Below are 16231 nucleotides of genomic sequence, written 5' to 3'. Positions count from 1 at the left end.
AGGGCGCAGCCGGCGACGGCGGCCGCGGTCAGCCGCTCGGCCTTGCCGGCCAGGCCGCCGGGCGGGCGCAGCAGCTGGCGCCCTTGGCGGCCGAGAACGTCGGCCAGCCTGAGCCGCTCGGCCTCGGTGGCGATCTGTCCCATGCGGCGGGCGGCGCAGGCCAGGTTGACGGTGCGACGGGCCAGAATCTCCGGGCCCCAGGCGAAGGGCGACCAACGGGCGAAGGCGTCGGCCCAGGCCAGGGTCAGCCGCACGGCCTCGCGCGCGCCGCGCTCGCCCTGAAGCATCAGGGACGGCAGCCAGGCGAAGCTGTGCAGTTCGACGGCGAAGGCCCGGGTGGGGCTGGGCCGGTTCCAGGGGTCTTCGGGCGCGGCGGCCTCGAGGCTGGATCCGGCGAGGGCGAATTTGCCGCCGAGCACGGCCTTGCCCTGGGCCGGATCGACCGGGCGGAAGTCGCGCGGCGTGGCGGCGAAACCCTGGGCCGCGCGACCCTTCAGGGTCAGGCTGTAGCCGGGCAGGCCATAGAGTTCGATCAGCAGCTGGCGGGTCAGCAGCCGGCCGATGACGGCGGGCCACAGGCCGGGCCCGTTCGAAGCGCCGGTGGTGCGGACCGGGGTGCGCATCGGCGCGCCGCGCAGGCCGGGAATCTGTCCCGGCGCGGGACCGTCGGCTTCGGGGCGGGCGAAGGGACCGAGAGGGCTCACGCTGCCTTCAGAGCCCGGATGTTGGCGGCGTAGGCGGACGGGCCGCCGCGGAACACGGCGGTGCCGGCGACCAGGGCGTCCGCTCCGGCGGCGACGCAGGCGCCCGCATTGGCGGCGGTCACGCCGCCGTCGACCTGCAGGTGGGCCGTCGATCCGGCGGCGTCCAGCAGGGCGCGGGTCCTGCCGATCTTGCGCAGGGTGGAGTCGATGAAGGACTGGCCGCCGAAGCCGGGATTGACCGACATCAGCAGCACCAGATCGACAAGGTCGATGACGTCCTCCAGCACGCCCAGGGGGGTCCCGGGGTTGAGCACCACCCCGGCCTTCGCCCCCAGCTGACGGATGCGGCCCAGGGTCCGGTGCAGGTGCGGACCGCTTTCCGGATGGACCGTCAGTATGTCGGCTCCGGCCTCGCGATAGGCCTCCAGCCACGGATCGACCGGCGCGACCATCAGGTGCACGTCGAACGGCAGGGCGGTGTGCGGACGCAGCGCCTTCACCACGTCCGGGCCGATGGTGATGTTGGGCACGAAATGGCCGTCCATCACATCGACGTGGATCCAGTCGGCGCCGGCCGCGTCGAGCGCGCGGACCTCCTCGCCGAGGCGGGCGAAGTCGCTGGCCAGGATGGAGGGGCAGATCAGGGGCGCGGTCATGTCAGCGGGATAAGGCGGGTCGCGGGCGGGAGCAAGGCGCGCGCCGGGTTTCCCGGCCGTGTCGTGCTACACGGCTGGTTCATCGCCCAATGGAGGACAGTCATGAGCGAACACCTCGCCACCATCGAATGGAGCCGCGGCGACCAGCCGTTCCTGGACAGGCGCTACGCCCGCGCCCACGACTGGCGCTTTGACGGCGGGGCAGAGGTCCGCGGGTCCTCGGCGCCGTCCGACCTCGTGCCGGCGCCGCTGTCGGATCCGGCCGCGGTCGATCCGGAGGAGGCGCTGGTGGCGGCCCTGTCGAGCTGCCACATGCTGTTTTTCCTCGCCTTCGCGGCCAAGGGCGGCTTCACGGTCGATCGCTATCGCGATGAGGCGATCGGAGTTCTGGGGCGGGACGAGCGGGGCAAGACCTCGATCACCTCCGTGACGCTGAGGCCGGCCGTCGCATTCTCCGGCGACAATCGACCTGACGCCGCCGCCATCGACACCCTGCATCACCGCGCCCACGAGGCCTGCTACATCGCCAATTCGATCCGGGCCGAGGTCACGATCGAGCCGCGCTAGACCGGGGGCGCGACAGCCACGTCGGACAGCAGGGCGACGAACCGGCGCTCGGCCTCGGCCGCCAGTTCGGGGTGATAGCGCATCGGTCCGGCGGCCATGGGTTCGTCGAAGGCGTGGCTGCCCTCGGCGATCCAGGTCTCCACATCCGCCCCGCAATTGCGGACCATGTCGTGCACCCGCTCGGCGTTGCGCACCGTGGTCAGATGGTCGGTGCGCGAGATGACCGCCAAGGTCTTCGGGCAATGACGCCAGGGCCGCATCCGGTTGAAGGCGCCGATGCCGACGTAGGGATAGGCCAGCCAGGTCCCGACCACCCCGTCCAGCGAAACCGCGCCGGGATCGGCGACGCCCAGCTGGCCCGGCGCCCGGTCCGAACTCATCGCCTCCATGATGCCCCAGCCGCCATGGCTCCAGCCGGCGAGCACGATCTTGGAGGCGTCGACGTCGGGCCGCCGGGAAACGCCGTACAGGGCCGCCAGCACGTCGCCCGCTCTTTGCCAGCCGTGCAACAGCAGGCCCAGGCAGACCGTGGCCATGGCGAACTGGCGGCTCCAGCCGCGCGGCGCGTAGGAATCGACGATGACCGCCCGCCACCCGACCGCCCTGGCCGCCTCGGCGTATTTCGGCAGATGGCCCCGCAGGCCGCCGCAGCCGTGGAACAGGATCACCGTCGGCCGCGGCCGGACGTCGTCGGGGCCGACGACGGCGACGGCGGGCTCGAGCATCGACCAGCGCTGGGAGAGAGTCTGCATGGGGGAAACCTAGCCGTCAGCGCCGCTCCCGTCTCCTCCCTGTCGCGTAGCGATGGGGAGCGGGACCACCCGAAGGGTGGTGGAGGGGCAAGCAGCGGCGCGGTCGTCACCCCTCCACCGCTTCGCGGTCCCCCTCCCCATTCGCAAGAGGCGAACGGGGAGGAGACGTCCGCGCTCAAGTAGCGAGCCGCCGCGCGGCGAGCGTTAGCGCTCCAGGCTTCAGTGCCGGAACACCCGCACGCCGGTGAAGGCCATGGCCACGCCCGCCTCATCCGCCGCCGCGATGACCGCGTCGTCGCGGATCGAGCCGCCGGGCTGGATCACCGCCGTGGCGCCCGCCGCGACCGCTTCCAGCAGACCGTCGGCGAAGGGGAAGAAGGCTTCCGAGGCGCAGGCCGACCCTTGCGCCAGCGAATGGGCCAGACCCTTGGCCTCGCCGGCCTCGCGGGCGCGGATGGCGGCGATGCGGGCGCTGTCGCGGCGGTTCATCTGGCCGGCGCCGATGCCGGCGGTCTGGCCGTCCTTCGCATAGACGATGGCGTTGGATTTCACATGCTTGGCCACGGTGAAGGCGAACAGCATGTCCTCGATCTCCTGCGGCGTCGGCTGGCGGCGGGTGACGATCTTCAGGTCGGCGGGCGCGATGCGGCTTCGGTCGCGGGACTGGACCAGGAAGCCGCCGGCCACCGAGCGAAACACCTCGCCGGCCGCCAGCGGATCGGGCAGGCCGTCGGTCAGCAGCAGGCGCAGGTTCTTCTTGGCCGCGAAGATCGCCTTCGCCTCGTCGTCGGCGCCGGGGGCGATGACCACCTCGGTGAAGATGTCGGTGATCAGCTTCGCGTCGGCGCCCGACAGGGGCCGGTTGACGGCGACCACGCCGCCGAAGGCCGAGACGGCGTCGCATTCCAGGGCGCGGGCGTAGGCGGCCGACAGGTCGTTCCCGACGGCGACGCCGCAGGGGTTGGCGTGTTTGACGATGACGCAGGCGGGGCCGTCGAACTCGGCCACCAGCTCATAGGCCGCGTCGGCGTCGGCGATGTTGTTGTAGCCCAGCTCCTTGCCCTGCAGCTGGCGGGCGTGGGCCACGCCGGGCCGCGTATCCCCGGTGCGGTAGAAGGCGCCCGTCTGGTGCGGGTTCTCGCCATAGCGCAGCGTCTGGGCCAGCGAACCGCTGATCGATTTGCGCGCCGGAGCGGCGTCGCCGACCTGGCCGGCGAACCAGCCGGAAACGGCGGCGTCATAGGCGGCGGTGCGGGCGAAGGCGCGGGCGGCGAGGCGTTTGCGCAGCGCCAGGGTGGTGGCGCCGTCGGCCTTCAGCGCGTCCAGCAGTTCGGCGACCGAGGCCGGGTCGACGCAGACGGCGACATAGCCGTGGTTCTTGGAGCCGGAGCGGATCATGGCCGGGCCGCCGATGTCGATGTTCTCGACCACGGCGTCAAATCCCCCGCCCGAGGCCACTGTGGCCTCGAACGGATAGAGGTCGACCCAGACGATATCGATGGGGCCGATGTTGTGGGTCGTCATGGCCTCGGCGTGGTCGGCCGCGCCGCGCACGCCCAGCAGGCCGCCGTGGACCACGGGGTGCAGGGTCTTGACCCGGCCGTCCATCATCTCGGGGAAGCCGGTCAGCTCGGCCACGTCCTTCACCGGTACGCCGAAGCCGGCGATGGCGGCGCGGGTGCCGCCGGTCGAGACCAGTTCGACGCCCAGCGCGTGCAGGGTGCGGGCGGCCTCCTCCAGCCCGGTCTTGTCGGACAGGGAGATCAGGGCGCGCTGCGGCGCCACGCGGTCGGGCGCGGGGGGAAAGTCGGGAGCGGCGGGCATGGCGGCGTCCGTATCTGGCGTGGGGGGTCGGGGAGACGCGCCGCCTCTAGCACTGTCCGCTCGCGGATTGAACCGGCCTGGTCGGATCGGGTCTGAGAAATCGGGGAGGGGGGCGCCGGATGGGCGATCGGGCCCGGACGTTCGGGATGTCGCCTGCAACTGGAAGCGCAACGTCAGGCCCGGGTTCATCAACCTTGACGGGCAACGCTGGCAGGTGTCTGCTTCAATACAGGGGTCGATCTCCGGCCCGGAGGAGGACGACGTATGCGTGTTTCGATCGTTTCCATTCTTCTGGCCGGAGGCGTACTCGCACTCGGCGCCTGCGCCACCTCGGCGGAACCCGATCAACTGGCGCTGGCTGACGCAACCGAGTGCGGTTCAGGCGCCAGATTGGCGCCGACCGGCCGACAGACCGGTGACGCGCGGCAGGACTACAGGTGCGTCAGCGTGCATGCGCGCGCGGACAGGCCGAGGGCCCGCGACAACCGGGACAGTCGCAACCGCGCCGTCGACAGGTCCCTGAGGAAACCAGCCACCTGAAAGAGAACGTCAGTCGCCGAGCCGGCTGAAATCCACCACCATGGGCTCGCGCCCGATCAGTGACAGGAAGCGGCGGAAGTCCGCCTGACCCAGCGCCGTCGTCGCGGTGTTGGTCAGGGGGTGGAAGTTGACGATGTCCGCGTCCCACAGGGCCTTGTCGAGGACAAAGGTCACGCGTCGGTCGGGGTCGTTGATCAGGCCCAGGGCCGTGACCGACCCGCCGCGCACGCCGAGGGTCTCGTACAGCAGGGCCTCATTGCCGAAGGACAGCTTGTCCGAGCCGATGGTTTTCGGCGCCCGCTTCAGATCGACCACCGTGTCCTGACGGGCCGAGATCAGCCACAGCCGGCCCTTCTTGTCCTTGAGGAACAGGTTCTTGGTGTGGGCGCCGGGCATGGCGGCCTTGAGCTCCAGCCCCTCCTCGACGCGGAAGACGGCGGGGTGGTCGTGGGTCGTCTGGCCCACGCCGTTCGCCGCCATCCAGGCCAGAAGGCTGTCGCGGTCGAAGGCGGGAGGCGGGGTCGGCTTGTCTTGGGTCATGCGGCGCCGCTAGGGATGAGGACGTCCCCTCGATACCGCCCGGAGGCTCCCTGTGGAACTCGAATGCTATCCGATGACGCAAACGCCGCCGGACCTGGTGCCCGGCCGGCAATCGCGCAACTGGATGGACGCCTTCGCCAGCCGGCACCCCTATCGCTGCCTGCCGCTGACCATGGCCAACACCACGGGCTGGGAGATCCTGTGCCCCCTGACCTTCACCGCCGAATGGAACGGCGGGCCCAGCCAGGCGGACATCGTCATCACCCCCGAGCGGCCCAACGCCGACCTGACCCACGTCGTGACCTCGCATTTCTCGCGCGGGGTGCTGACCATGCATCCGCAGTATCTGTTCCGCACCCCGCCGGGCTGGGGCCTGCTGGCCGGCGGCTCGCCCAACCATCTGAAGGACGGCATCCAGCCGCTGACCGGCCTGATCGAGACCGACTGGCTGCCCTTCCCCTTCACCATGAACTGGCTTTTCACCCGCCCCGGCAAGGTGAAGTTCGAAAAGGGCGAACCCTTCTGCTTCATCACCCCGATCGAGCACCGCAAGGTCGAGACCATGCAGCCGGTGATCCGCTCGCTGGAGTCCAATCCGGTCATGCACGGCCAGTTCGAGGCCTGGAACCGGGCCCGCACCGACTTCAACAAGCGGCTGGCCTCGGGCGACCCCGACGCCGCCAAGGAGGCGTGGCAGCGCTACTATTTCAAGGGCGAGATTCCCGAGGATCTGGGCACGGCGCCCGAAACCCACGTCAACAAGCGCCGGCTCAAGTCGCCAAGGGTGGGGTAGGTTCTAGGGACTAGGTCTTAGGTTCTAGGGTTGGCTCGGGGAGCATTGATGATGAAGCTCCTAGAACCTAGACCCTAGAACCTAGACCCTAGAACCTAGAACCTAGAACCTAGACCCTAGACCCTAGACCCTAGACCCTAGACCCTAGAACCTAGTCCCTAACTCACATGGGCCGGGTGACGCGCGGGCCGAGGTTGGAGATGACCTCGCGGGCGTCGAAGGCGTTGGGGTCGTTGGCCGGCTTGGCGCCGCGGCCCATGACGATCTCGGCCGAGGCCTCGAACCGGTCGATCTCGCGCACGTCGAAATCACGGCCGAACGGATCGCCCCACGGGCTCCACAGGCCGCGGCGATAGTAACGCCACGACGGACCCCAGAAGGGGCTGTACCGGTCGTAATAGAAGGGATCGGGCGTGGCCTGCAGGCGCACGTCGCGGTCGGTGGCGCGGTTGACGGTGGCGAACCAGTCATAGCCGTTCTGGGTGGTCACTTCGGCGGCCCGGAGCAGCAGGGCCATCTCGACCTGGTCGCGCGAGGTGACGGAATTGCCCGAGAAGCTGACGCGGTAACGGTCGGCGTCGATGCGCTGTTCGGCATAGCCGTAGCGGCTGTCGACGCCTGCGGGGCCGTAGGGGGTGGCCGTGGCGCAGGCGGACAGGGCCAGAGCCGCCGTCGCCGCCAGAAGCGCGGGCTTGAGGAACCGATGTCTCATGGGAACTCTCCTTGACGCGTCACGACGCGCCCTGCTTGCTGAACGGGACATGAACAGCGCGGTTCCGTCTGGCTGCAAGTCCTTATAAACGCGAAACAATAAGGACAGCTGCAGCTAGAAGGAGAAGGCCGGTCATGATCGCGAAACCCTTGCGGAAATGCGGCTCGCCCATGCGTCGCGCAAGGGCGGCCCCGCCCAGACCGTAGGCGGACATCGAAATGACGTCCATGCCGATGGTGGCGAGGGCGAACAGGGCCAGCTGGGGCGCCGCGGGCCGGTTCACATCGATGAAGGGCGGCAGGACGGCGGTGAAGAACAGCACCGCCTTGGGATTGGCGATCTGGACCATGAAGCCGTCGACGAGGGCGCTGCGTCCCATGCGGACGGTCGGCGCGTCAGGATCGGGGGCTGAGCCGAAGGCGCCGCGCAGGGCCTTGATCCCCAGCCAGGCCACATAGAGGGCGCCGCCGATCGAGATCAGGCGGAAGACCTGCGGAAAGGCGATCACCAGGGCTCCGAGGCCCAGCGCCGCGGCCCCGAACCAGACCAGGGTGGCGGCGTTCATGCCGACCACGCCCAGAAGCGCCCCGGCCTTGCCGCGCTGGACGCCGTTGGCGACGGAGAAGACGTTGGCCGGGCCCGGCGTGATCGCCATCACCGTCATGACCCCGAGGAAGGTCAGATACAGGTGCGGATCGACGGGCAGGCTGGCCATGCCGTCCTGTCGGTCGGCCGGCGGTCACGGTCAAGCCTGTTGAGCGGCCGGCCCGCCGGTCGGGGACCGTGTGTGGCGCGGCGGCTTCGGCCGGACCGGCGGATCAGTCCTCGTCGGCGTCCTTGGCCGCTTCGGATTTCCGGGCGGCGAGATCTTCGGCGGCCTGGGCGTCATCGGCGGCGACCCCGGCTTCATCCAGCGAATCCATGGCCTCGCCGACGGCGTATTCGGCCACCAGGCCGTAGGTGGCCATGTGTTCCGGATCATTGGAGGCCCAGGCGCCGTTCGCGGCGATGCCCTGGGCGGCGGCCAGGGCGCCGGGAACCTCGGCCATGGCTTCCGAGACGACCGCGCCGATATCGACGCCGGCGAGGGCTTCCGAGACGATCGCGTTCACATCGATGTCGGCCAGGGCCTCGGCGGCGATGGACGAGGCGTGCTGCGTGGCCGCGGCCGTGAAGGCGGTGACGTCGGGCTGATATTCGGTCCAGAGGGCGGCGATGCGCCGCTCGCGCTGGTCCTCGGTCAGGCTCTTGTCGTCGGAAATGGCCTCGGCGCGTTCGCCGAAGGCTTCCATCCGGGCCTCGAAGGCGTTGGCGGCGGCTTCCAGCGCGTCTTCGGACGGGCCGCGCACATCGGCGGCGACGGCGGCCGAGAGCGGCAGCAGGGCCAGGGCGGCGGCGAGGGAGAGGGCCTTGATCATCGGGCGGGTTCCTTGAGCGTGCGGGCGCAAGGTCCGCCGAACGCGGTCCTGTCTCAAGTGAAATCGCGGTAAGGCGGCGGGTGCGATCCCGCCGCCTTTTGCGTCAATACCTTACTGCGGCGTCGCGGGAGCGGGTGCGGCGGCGGCCTGCTGGATCCGGCCGCGCACCATGGCGGGCAGGCCCTGGATCATCGGCACGACGGTCGAGGCCGCCGTCGCCATCTCGGCCTTTTCTTCCTCCGTGCCGGTCGTCGCCCTGGCGTCGAAGAAGGTTTTCAGTTCGGCGCTGAAGGCGTCCGCTTCCGGCTGGTACCGGGCGACGATGGCGTCCAGCGCGGCGTCAGCGGCGGTCTGGTCGCCGGCCGCCGCGGTGATGGCGGACTGCATCTCGGCCCCCATCGTCTGCATACGGGCGCCGAAGGCCTCGCCCCTGGCTTCCAGCGCGGCTTCGGCGGGATCGACCGCCCCGGCGGCCGGCGGCGTAGCCGGCGCCGCGGCCGGCGCGTCCTGGGCGAAGGCGGGGGCGCCGAGGGCCAGAACGGCCGCGGCGGCGAGGATCATTCGGATGGACATGACGGCTTCCTGATGCGGGAAGGAGCTCGGGCTCCTTCCCGTCAGAATGACGGATATCCGCCAGCCGGGCGAGATCAATTCGCCGGTCAGCCCCGGTCGCGCGCGTCCCGCTTGCCCAGCACCCGCAGCCGCAGGGCGTTCAGCTTGATGAAGCCGGCGGCGTCCTTCTGGTCATAGGCGACGGCGCCGTCCTCGAAGGTGACCAGCTCCTGATCGTACAGGCTCTCGGCGCTCTCGCGGCCGATGACGGTGGCGTTGCCCTTGTACAGCTTGACCCGCACCGTGCCCGAGACCTTCGTCTGCGAATGGTCGATGGCCGCCTGCAGCATCTCGCGCTCGGGCGAGAACCAGAAGCCGTTATAGACCAGATGGGCGTATTTGACCGCCAGCTCGTCCTTCAGATGCATGGCCCCGCCGTCGAGGGTGATGGACTCGACGCCCCGGTGCGCCGCCAGAAGAATGGTCCCGCCGGGGGTCTCATAGACGCCGCGCGACTTCATGCCGACGAAGCGGTTCTCGACCAGGTCCAGGCGGCCGATGCCGTTGTCGTGGCCGTACTGGTTCAGGGCGGTCAGCAGGGTCGCCGGCGACATCGCCTCGCCATTGATCGAGACCGGGTCGCCCTTTTCGAAGCCGATGGTGATGACGGTGGCCACGTCGGGCGCGTCCTCGGGCGACAGGGTGCGCTGGTGGACGAATTCGGGGGCCTCGACCGACGGATCCTCCAGCACCTTGCCCTCGCTGGACGAGTGCAGAAGGTTGGCGTCGACGCTGAACGGGGCCTCGCCGCGCTTGTCCTTGGCGATCGGGATCTGGTGCTTCTCGGCGAAGTCCAGCAGGTGCTCGCGCGACTTGAAGTCCCATTCGCGCCACGGGGCGATGACGCGGATGTCGGGCTCCAGCGCATAGTAGCCGAGCTCGAAGCGGACCTGATCGTTGCCCTTGCCGGTGGCGCCGTGACAGACGGCGTCGGCGCCGACCATGCGGGCGATCTCGATCTGGCGCTTGGCGATCAGCGGCCGCGCGATCGAGGTGCCCAGCAGATACTGGCCCTCGTACAGGGCGTTGGCCCGGAACATGGGGAAGACGTAGTCGCGCACGAATTCCTCGCGCAGGTCGTCGATGAAGATGTTCTCGGGCTTGATGCCCATCTTCAGCGCCTTCTCGCGCGCCGGCGCCAGCTCCTCGCCCTGGCCCAGGTCGGCGGTGAAGGTCACGACCTCCGCCCCGTATTGGGTCTGCAGCCATTTCAGGATGATCGAGGTGTCCAGACCGCCGGAATAGGCGAGGACGACCTTCTTGGGGGCGGGCTGGGTCATGCGGAATCCTTCAACGAACGCGGGGAGGCGTCAGCGGTGTTGCGCGCGCTTAAAGGACCAGACGCCCCGCGATGCAAGGGCGGGAATGGGGCGGGCCTCAAAGCGTGAAGCTGCCGCCTTGCGGGGGCGGGGGCTCGGATCTGGCGGCGGCCTGGGCCTCCGCCATATCAACGAACTCCTTGACCAGCTCGACCAGGAGCTTGGCCCACCACGGCATCTTGTTTTCCAGCACGTCCTTGAGGCTGCTGAGAATGGATGACGCCACTCCCAGATAGCGGCTGAGGTCCCCGAACATGCGCCGGGTTGATCGGGTCCGGTCGGGCGCCGGATTGCGAAACCCGGCAGCCATCGTTGTCTTCAAGACCAGATTGGGACCAGTCAAGCCGTTGACCTGAAGGGCCGGCTCATAAAGAAGCCAGTTGTTCGTCAGAGCGGAAATTATCTGGGACAATCTCGCATCAACGCCGTCTTCGAACGCCGCCCTCGCCAGCCTTCTGACCTCGATATCGGGCCACAGGACCGAGCCTTCGATGTCAGGGTTTTCGCCGGCTTCGGACGTCCAGAAGTCCAGATCGGACCTCAGATCAACGAGGAAGTCGATCAGAAGGTCCTGGTCCGTGGGGAGTCGGGGTCCGTCAATCTCTGAAAATGTCATTTTCGCCCTCCAGGGTCAGGCTGCGATGATTTCAATTCGGGATCGAGTTGTCAGCCCCAGGGCCCCGCACGCGACGGCGTCGTGGGCACGCTGGTCGAGACCCGCGCCCCGACGAAATCCGCCCGGCGCGGCGCCAGACCCATCTTCGTACCCAGCTCGACCAACGCCTTCACCCGGTTGCCGGTGGCCGGGTGGGTCGAGAACAGATTGTCGGCGCCGCGTCCGGCCAGCGGGTTGATTATGAACAGCTGGCCCGAAGCCGGATTGCGCTCCGCCGTCACATTGACGATGCGGCGGGCGTAGGCGTCGATCTTCTGCAGCGCCGCGGCCAGGGCCCGGGGGTCGCCGGCGATCTCCGCGCCGATGCGGTCGGCCTCGTATTCGCGCGAGCGGCTGATGGCCATCTGCACCAGACCGGCCGCCATGGGGGCGAGGATCATCAGGGCCAGGGTCCCTATGATCCCGCCGGGCCGTTCGCGGTCGTCGCCGCCGCCGAAGAACAGGCCGAAATTGGCCAGGGCGGCGATCGCGCCCGCCACCGTCGCGGTGACCGTCATGGTCAGGGTGTCGCGGTTCTTCACATGGGCCAGCTCATGCGCCATCACGCCGCGGATCTCGTCGCGGGTCAGCATGTCCAGCAGGCCGGTGGTGGCGCAGACGGCGGCGTTGGCCGGATTGCGGCCGGTGGCGAAGGCGTTGGGCTGGTCGTTGGGGATGATGGCCACGACGGGCCGGGGCAGACCGGCGTCCCGCGCCATCTGCACCACGTCCGCGACATAGGCGCGGACCACGGCGTTGGGATGCTGTTCGTCGACCGGCTGGGCCCGGTACATCTTCAAGACGATCCTGTCGGCGTTCCAGTAGCTGAACAGGTTCAGCCCGCCGGCGAAGACCAGGGCGATCAGCATGCCGGTCACGCCGCCGATCATATAGCCGACGCCCATGAACAGGGCCGTCAGGGCCGCCAGGAGCGCAAAGGTTTTCAGGTGATTCATGTCGTTTTACTGGATCGGTGCTGGCGCCTGCGGGGCGAACCCCTACCTTGTGGAGATCAACGCCCAGCTCAAGGCGAGGCCGCTGTGACCGATCATCCCACCCCCGAGACCGCCGCCGCTCCGGCCCTGAACGGCGACGTGCCCCACGCCACGCCCGAACGGCCGCTGAGCGAGGCCGCGCGCCGCGCCCTGCTGGAGGCCGCCGGGCGCCGCGCGGCCGGGGCGAAGGCGGACCTTCCGATCGAGCACGGCGGTCCGCGCGGTCCCGAACCGACGCGCTATGGCGATTGGGAGAAGAAGGGTCTGGCGGTCGATTTCTGACGCCCGCCCCGGCCTGAACGGCGCCGGTAAGGTTAAATTGAAGGGTCCCGGGGGAATGAATCGCCTCCCGTTTCCCCCCTTTGGTGCAATCCGAACCCTTTGTCTTTCCAGAGACTTACAACGGCTCAACACCGGAGTTCGTCTCATGCGTATGCTTACCGTCGCGGCCGGAGCCGCCTTTCTGATTCTCGCCGCCGGCCCCGCCCTCGCCGGCGGTCCGACAGGCGGCGGCCATCCCGGCGGCGGACGCCCCGGCTGCGGCTCGGGATGCGGCGGCGGCGGCCACGCCGGCGGCAGCCGAAACATCAACGTCAACGTCAATGCGAACGCCAGCGCCAGCGCCAGCGCCAGCGCCTACGCCGGCGCTTCGGCCCGGTCGTATCTGAACGCCCGCAGCTACACTGTCGGCGGCGCGCGCGGCGCGGTCGGCGGCGGTACGGTCTATGTCGGCGGCGGCTATGGCGGCGACGGCGGCGGCTTCTACGGCGTCCCGATCTACAACGAGGCCGTCTACGAGGGTCGCGCCTGCGCCCCCGCCCCCTTCGGCTATGTGCTGGGCGGCTTCGGCCGCGACGAGCGCCATGTCCCCGTCTGCGGCTCCCGCTACTATGAGGACGGCGACCGCGGCGGCCGCTACGGCTACAGCGAGCGGCGCGAATCCCGGGAAGAGAGCCGCTACGAGGAAAGCCGGTACGAATCGTACGAGGAATACGGGTCGTTCGAGGCCCGCGCCGACTATCGCGACGCGGACCACGGCCGCCGGGACGGGCGCCATGAAGAACGGGGCGGCGACCCTGTCATCGGCGCCCGCGAATACGACCGGGGCTATATGGACGGGCGGCGCGATTGCGACTGCCGCCCCGATGGTCGGGATGGCGAGCCTTACGTCCATGCGCCCGAGCCGGCCCCGTACGGCTATGCGCCGGAACCGCCGCCCGCGCCGGTCTATGAAGCCCCGATGACGCCGAACCAGTATTACGGCATCGGCGGCGAAGCCCCGCCGCCCCGGCAGCGCTACAGCCAGGAACCGGGCGAGCGCGGCTAGACGGCGCGCATCTCCGCCACGATCGCCGCCGCCGCCTGGGCGGGATCGGCGGCCCCGACCACCGGCCGGGCGACGACCAGATGGCTCGCGCCGGCGCCCAGGGCCTCGGCGGGCGTCGCCACCCGCTGCTGGTCGCCCCTGTCGGCGCCGGCGGGCCGCACGCCGGGCGTGACGATCAGGAAATCGGGCCGGCCGGCGTCCCGGGCGATCTCGCGCACCCGGGCCGCTTCCAGCGGGCTCGACACCACGCCGTCGACGCCGCAGTCCAGCGCCTGCCGCACCCGCCGTTCGACCAGGCCGGCCGCGGAAAAGCCGTAGCCGAGCTCTGACAGGTCGGCGTCCGACAGGCTGGTCAGGACGGTGACGGCCAGCAGTTTCGTGTCCGATCCCGCCGCGTCGCGTCCCTTGACCGCCCCGCGCATCACCTGCGGCTCGGCGTGGACGGTCAGCAGGTCGCAGCCGCCCTCGGCCACGGCCCGCGCCGCGCCTTCGACCTGGGCGCCGATGTCGTGCAGCTTCCAGTCCTGGAACACCGACCTGCCCGCCGCCCGCAGCGCATGGGCGAAGGTGACGCCGCCGGGCCGGGCCAGAAGCGTCAGGCCGATCTTGTAGCTGCTGACGGCGTCGCCCAGCCGCTCGACCATGGCCCGGGCCGCGTCGACCGACGGCAGGTCCAGACCGACGATCAGGCGGGGGTCCGATTTTGCGGCGGTCGTCAAGGCGGTCATGGCGTCGCTCCTCCTGAACGGCTAGGGCTGGACGCGCGGGCAGGCGTCAGCCTTGATGGCCGCGGGACGTGAATGGGCAAGGGCGAGGTCAGCACATGGACGCGGTCGATCTGGGGGTCAACCTGTTCGTGGCCCTGTTCGCCCTGGTGGATCCGATCGGCAATATCCCGATCTTCGCCGCGGCGACGGCGGGCGCCAGCATGCGCCAGCGGCTGTCGGTGTCGTTCCTGATCTGCCTGTTCATCGTCGCCTTCCTGGCCTTCTTCTTCTTCACCGGCCTGGGGCTGCTGCAGTTCTTCGGCATTTCGCTGGCGGCCTTCCGGATCGCGGGCGGCATCCTGCTGCTGCTGCTGGGACTCGACATGACCCGCGAGGATTTCCTCAAGATGTTCGCCGACGCCGATGCGGTGGCCGACGCCGCCGATGTGCGCGGCTACGCCCGTCGCCGGTTCCAGCGGCTGGTGGTGCCGTTCGCCATGCCGCTGCTGATCGGGCCCGGCGCCATCTCGACCATCATCATCCAGGCGGGGGAGGCCGAGAAGATCGGTCCGGCCGGCCAGGCGGCCGGGGTGGCGGCCATCGTCGCGGCCGGACTGGCCACCTTCGCCTGTTTCGCCCTGACCGTCCCGATCAGCCGGCTGCTGGGCGAGGTCGGGATGGCCATCATCGTCCGGGTGCTGGGCCTGATCCTGTGCGCCCTGGCGATCCAGTTCATCCTGATGGGCCTGTCCGAAGCCCTGCCCGGCATGATCTCGGGGGCGGTGACGACGCCGTATCCCCAGGGCGGTCACTAGATCCGCTTCAGCCGTTTCGCATGGCCGCCGACCATGTTCAGGGCCATGCGGTCGGGCAGGTGTTTCGCCAGCCCCGCCAGCACATTGTTCATCACCCCCGGCGTGACCCTGGGCCGGTTGGCCTCGCAGGCGGCGTAGCCGACCCGCGCCACATGGTCGGCCGTCTGCCACATCCAGGCGGGATAGGCGGTCGAGACCTCCTCGCGGGTCCCGTTGACGTCGTGGAACTCGGTCAGGGTGTAGCCGGGGCACAGGGCGGTGACGTGGACGCCTGTCCCGCGCAGTTCGAGGTGCAGCCCCTGCGAGGCCTTGATCAGGAAGCTCTTGATCGGCCCGTACAGGGTGTCGCCGCCCGTGGCCGGCATCTGTCCCGCCAGCGAGGCGACGTTCAGGATGCGGCCGAAGCCGCGCTCGACCATCCCGGGGGCGAACAGCCGGGCCAGCTCGACCGGCGCGGCCAGCATGACGCGGATCATGGCGGCGTGGGCGGCCGGGTCGGTGTTGAGGAACCCCGCCGTGCGGCTGAAGCCGGCGTTGTTGATCAGGCCGTCGATGTGCAGGCCGCGCGCGCCCACCGCGTCGAACAGCCGGCGCGGCGCGTCGGGATCGGCGAGATCCTCCGTCAGGACCGTGCTGGCGCCCCTGTGGGACAGGTCTTCGGCCAGGGCGTTCAGCGGGCCCTCGCGCCGGGCGGTCAGCACCAGGTCCCAGCCTTCCTCTGCATAGACCCGGGCCAGGGCCGCGCCGATGCCGGCGGACGCGCCGGTGACCAGCATGACCGGCCTCGGCCGCGAGGGCAGGCTCATCTCAGGCGGCGACCGGACAGGAGGCGTGGGGCGCGAAGGCGGCCAGCGACGCCGGCTCGTGGTCCAGCAGGTCGGCGATGGTGATCTTCGACAGGGCCGCGCCGGCGGCCTGGTCGGCGGCGGTCAGGGCCTTGGCCACCTGACGCGGGATATGTTCGCTGACCGGACAGCCCTTGGCCCCCGCCGGCGGCGAACCCAGGTGGGCGCAGCCGTTGACGGCGCGCAGCACGGTCTCCAGCGAAATGTCTTCCGGCCGGTGCAGCAGCCAGGCCCCGCCCGAGGCGCCGGGGCGGGTGGCGATCAGGCCGGCTTTCGCCAGCAGGGCGGTCACGCGCCGCACGACGACGGGATTGGTCGGGATGGAGGCGGCCAGAACCGCGCTCGCCGCCGCATCGGCGGGCGAGAAGGCGCCCTTGTGGGCCAGATAGGCCAGGGTGTGGGCGGCGACGGGAAAACGTTGGCTGTCTGACATGGTTCAGGTCTCAAGAT

19 protein-coding genes and 1 pseudogene are annotated in these 16231 nt (G+C 69.9%); 5 read left to right on the top strand and 15 right to left on the bottom strand.

The window, feature by feature from the left end; translation table 11 throughout:
* Positions 1-704, bottom strand: a pseudogene (locus WC555_RS05540) (heparinase); the annotation flags it as partial.
* Complete coding sequence (rpe, locus tag WC555_RS05535) at positions 701-1360, bottom strand: ribulose-phosphate 3-epimerase (RefSeq protein ID WP_373251915.1); 660 nt, start codon at positions 1358-1360, stop codon at positions 701-703. The gene rpe and the pseudogene WC555_RS05540, both read right to left, overlap by 4 nt.
* Before the next feature lie 102 nt (positions 1361-1462).
* Here rpe and WC555_RS05530 point away from each other — a divergent pair, with 102 nt between their 5' ends.
* Complete coding sequence (locus tag WC555_RS05530) at positions 1463-1927, top strand: OsmC family protein (RefSeq protein WP_373251913.1); 465 nt, start codon at positions 1463-1465, stop codon at positions 1925-1927.
* Here the strand turns inward: WC555_RS05530 and WC555_RS05525 are convergent.
* The 3 genes from WC555_RS05525 to WC555_RS05515 form a co-directional block, all read right to left on the bottom strand.
* The gene (locus tag WC555_RS05525) at positions 1924-2679 is read right to left on the bottom strand and encodes a dienelactone hydrolase family protein (protein WP_373251911.1); all 756 of its coding nucleotides are present in this window, start codon (positions 2677-2679) and stop codon (positions 1924-1926) included. The genes WC555_RS05530 and WC555_RS05525 overlap by 4 nt on opposite strands.
* A 219-nt stretch (positions 2680-2898) precedes the next feature.
* Positions 2899-4503, bottom strand: coding sequence for a bifunctional phosphoribosylaminoimidazolecarboxamide formyltransferase/IMP cyclohydrolase (purH, locus tag WC555_RS05520; RefSeq protein WP_373251909.1), 1605 nt, complete (start codon positions 4501-4503; stop codon positions 2899-2901).
* A 549-nt stretch (positions 4504-5052) separates the two neighbouring features.
* The gene (locus WC555_RS05515; protein ID WP_373251906.1) at positions 5053-5583 is read right to left on the bottom strand and encodes a prolyl-tRNA synthetase associated domain-containing protein; all 531 of its coding nucleotides are present in this window, start codon (positions 5581-5583) and stop codon (positions 5053-5055) included.
* A gap of 52 nt (positions 5584-5635) precedes the next feature.
* Here WC555_RS05515 and WC555_RS05510 point away from each other — a divergent pair, with 52 nt between their 5' ends.
* Positions 5636-6376, top strand: a complete 741-nt coding sequence (locus WC555_RS05510) for a DUF6065 family protein (RefSeq protein ID WP_373251904.1) — start codon at positions 5636-5638, stop codon at positions 6374-6376.
* Positions 6377-6539: 163 nt separating this feature from the next.
* Here the strand turns inward: WC555_RS05510 and WC555_RS05505 are convergent, their stop codons facing one another.
* The 7 genes from WC555_RS05505 to htpX all read right to left on the bottom strand — a co-directional run bounded on the left by WC555_RS05505 (position 6540) and on the right by htpX (position 12048).
* On the bottom strand, positions 6540-7088 hold the full coding sequence (locus WC555_RS05505; protein WP_373251901.1) for a hypothetical protein: 549 nt from the start codon (positions 7086-7088) through the stop codon (positions 6540-6542).
* 82 nt (positions 7089-7170) lie between these two features.
* Positions 7171-7803 (bottom strand): LysE family translocator, encoded by a 633-nt coding sequence (locus WC555_RS05500; RefSeq protein WP_373251899.1) that lies wholly within the window; start codon positions 7801-7803, stop codon positions 7171-7173.
* Between the two features lie 103 nt (positions 7804-7906).
* On the bottom strand, positions 7907-8506 hold the full coding sequence (locus WC555_RS05495) for a hypothetical protein (protein WP_373251897.1): 600 nt from the start codon (positions 8504-8506) through the stop codon (positions 7907-7909).
* Between the two features lie 111 nt (positions 8507-8617).
* Positions 8618-9079 (bottom strand): translation initiation factor IF-2, encoded by a 462-nt coding sequence (locus WC555_RS05490; protein ID WP_373251896.1) that lies wholly within the window; start codon positions 9077-9079, stop codon positions 8618-8620.
* A gap of 86 nt (positions 9080-9165) precedes the next feature.
* Complete coding sequence (locus WC555_RS05485; protein ID WP_373251894.1) at positions 9166-10398, bottom strand: argininosuccinate synthase; 1233 nt, start codon at positions 10396-10398, stop codon at positions 9166-9168.
* Positions 10399-10495: 97 nt separating this feature from the next.
* Complete coding sequence (locus tag WC555_RS05480) at positions 10496-11053, bottom strand: hypothetical protein (RefSeq protein ID WP_373251892.1); 558 nt, start codon at positions 11051-11053, stop codon at positions 10496-10498.
* A gap of 50 nt (positions 11054-11103) precedes the next feature.
* Positions 11104-12048, bottom strand: a complete 945-nt coding sequence (gene htpX / locus WC555_RS05475) for a zinc metalloprotease HtpX (RefSeq protein WP_373251890.1) — start codon at positions 12046-12048, stop codon at positions 11104-11106.
* An 84-nt stretch (positions 12049-12132) separates the two neighbouring features.
* Here htpX and WC555_RS05470 point away from each other — a divergent pair, with 84 nt between their 5' ends.
* Entirely contained in the window at positions 12133-12369 is a 237-nt protein-coding gene (locus WC555_RS05470) for a DUF1674 domain-containing protein (RefSeq protein WP_373251888.1), read from the top strand.
* Positions 12370-12514: 145 nt separating this feature from the next.
* Entirely contained in the window at positions 12515-13414 is a 900-nt protein-coding gene (locus WC555_RS05465) for a hypothetical protein (RefSeq protein ID WP_373251886.1), read from the top strand.
* On the opposite strand, the gene pyrF is transcribed toward WC555_RS05465, so the two are convergent.
* A complete protein-coding gene (pyrF, locus tag WC555_RS05460) occupies positions 13411-14142 on the bottom strand; it encodes an orotidine-5'-phosphate decarboxylase (protein WP_373251883.1) in 732 nt (243 codons plus the stop codon). The two genes, WC555_RS05465 and pyrF, sit on opposite strands and share 4 nt — an antisense overlap.
* Before the next feature lie 95 nt (positions 14143-14237).
* Between pyrF and WC555_RS05455 the strand changes: the two genes are divergently transcribed.
* Entirely contained in the window at positions 14238-14936 is a 699-nt protein-coding gene (locus WC555_RS05455) for a MarC family protein (protein ID WP_373251881.1), read from the top strand.
* Here the strand turns inward: WC555_RS05455 and WC555_RS05450 are convergent.
* Positions 14933-15712, bottom strand: a complete 780-nt coding sequence (locus tag WC555_RS05450) for an SDR family NAD(P)-dependent oxidoreductase (RefSeq protein WP_373251880.1) — start codon at positions 15710-15712, stop codon at positions 14933-14935. The genes WC555_RS05455 and WC555_RS05450 overlap by 4 nt on opposite strands.
* 31 nt (positions 15713-15743) lie before the next feature.
* Entirely contained in the window at positions 15744-16214 is a 471-nt protein-coding gene (locus WC555_RS05445) for an Rrf2 family transcriptional regulator (protein ID WP_373251878.1), read from the bottom strand.
* Positions 16215-16231 lie beyond the last annotated feature (17 nt).

The organism is Brevundimonas sp., assembly GCF_041648615.1.
Lineage (GTDB): Bacteria > Pseudomonadota > Alphaproteobacteria > Caulobacterales > Caulobacteraceae > Brevundimonas.
The sequence above is the reverse complement of the archived record's forward strand: the minus strand, read 5'-3'. Positions and strand labels throughout refer to the sequence as shown.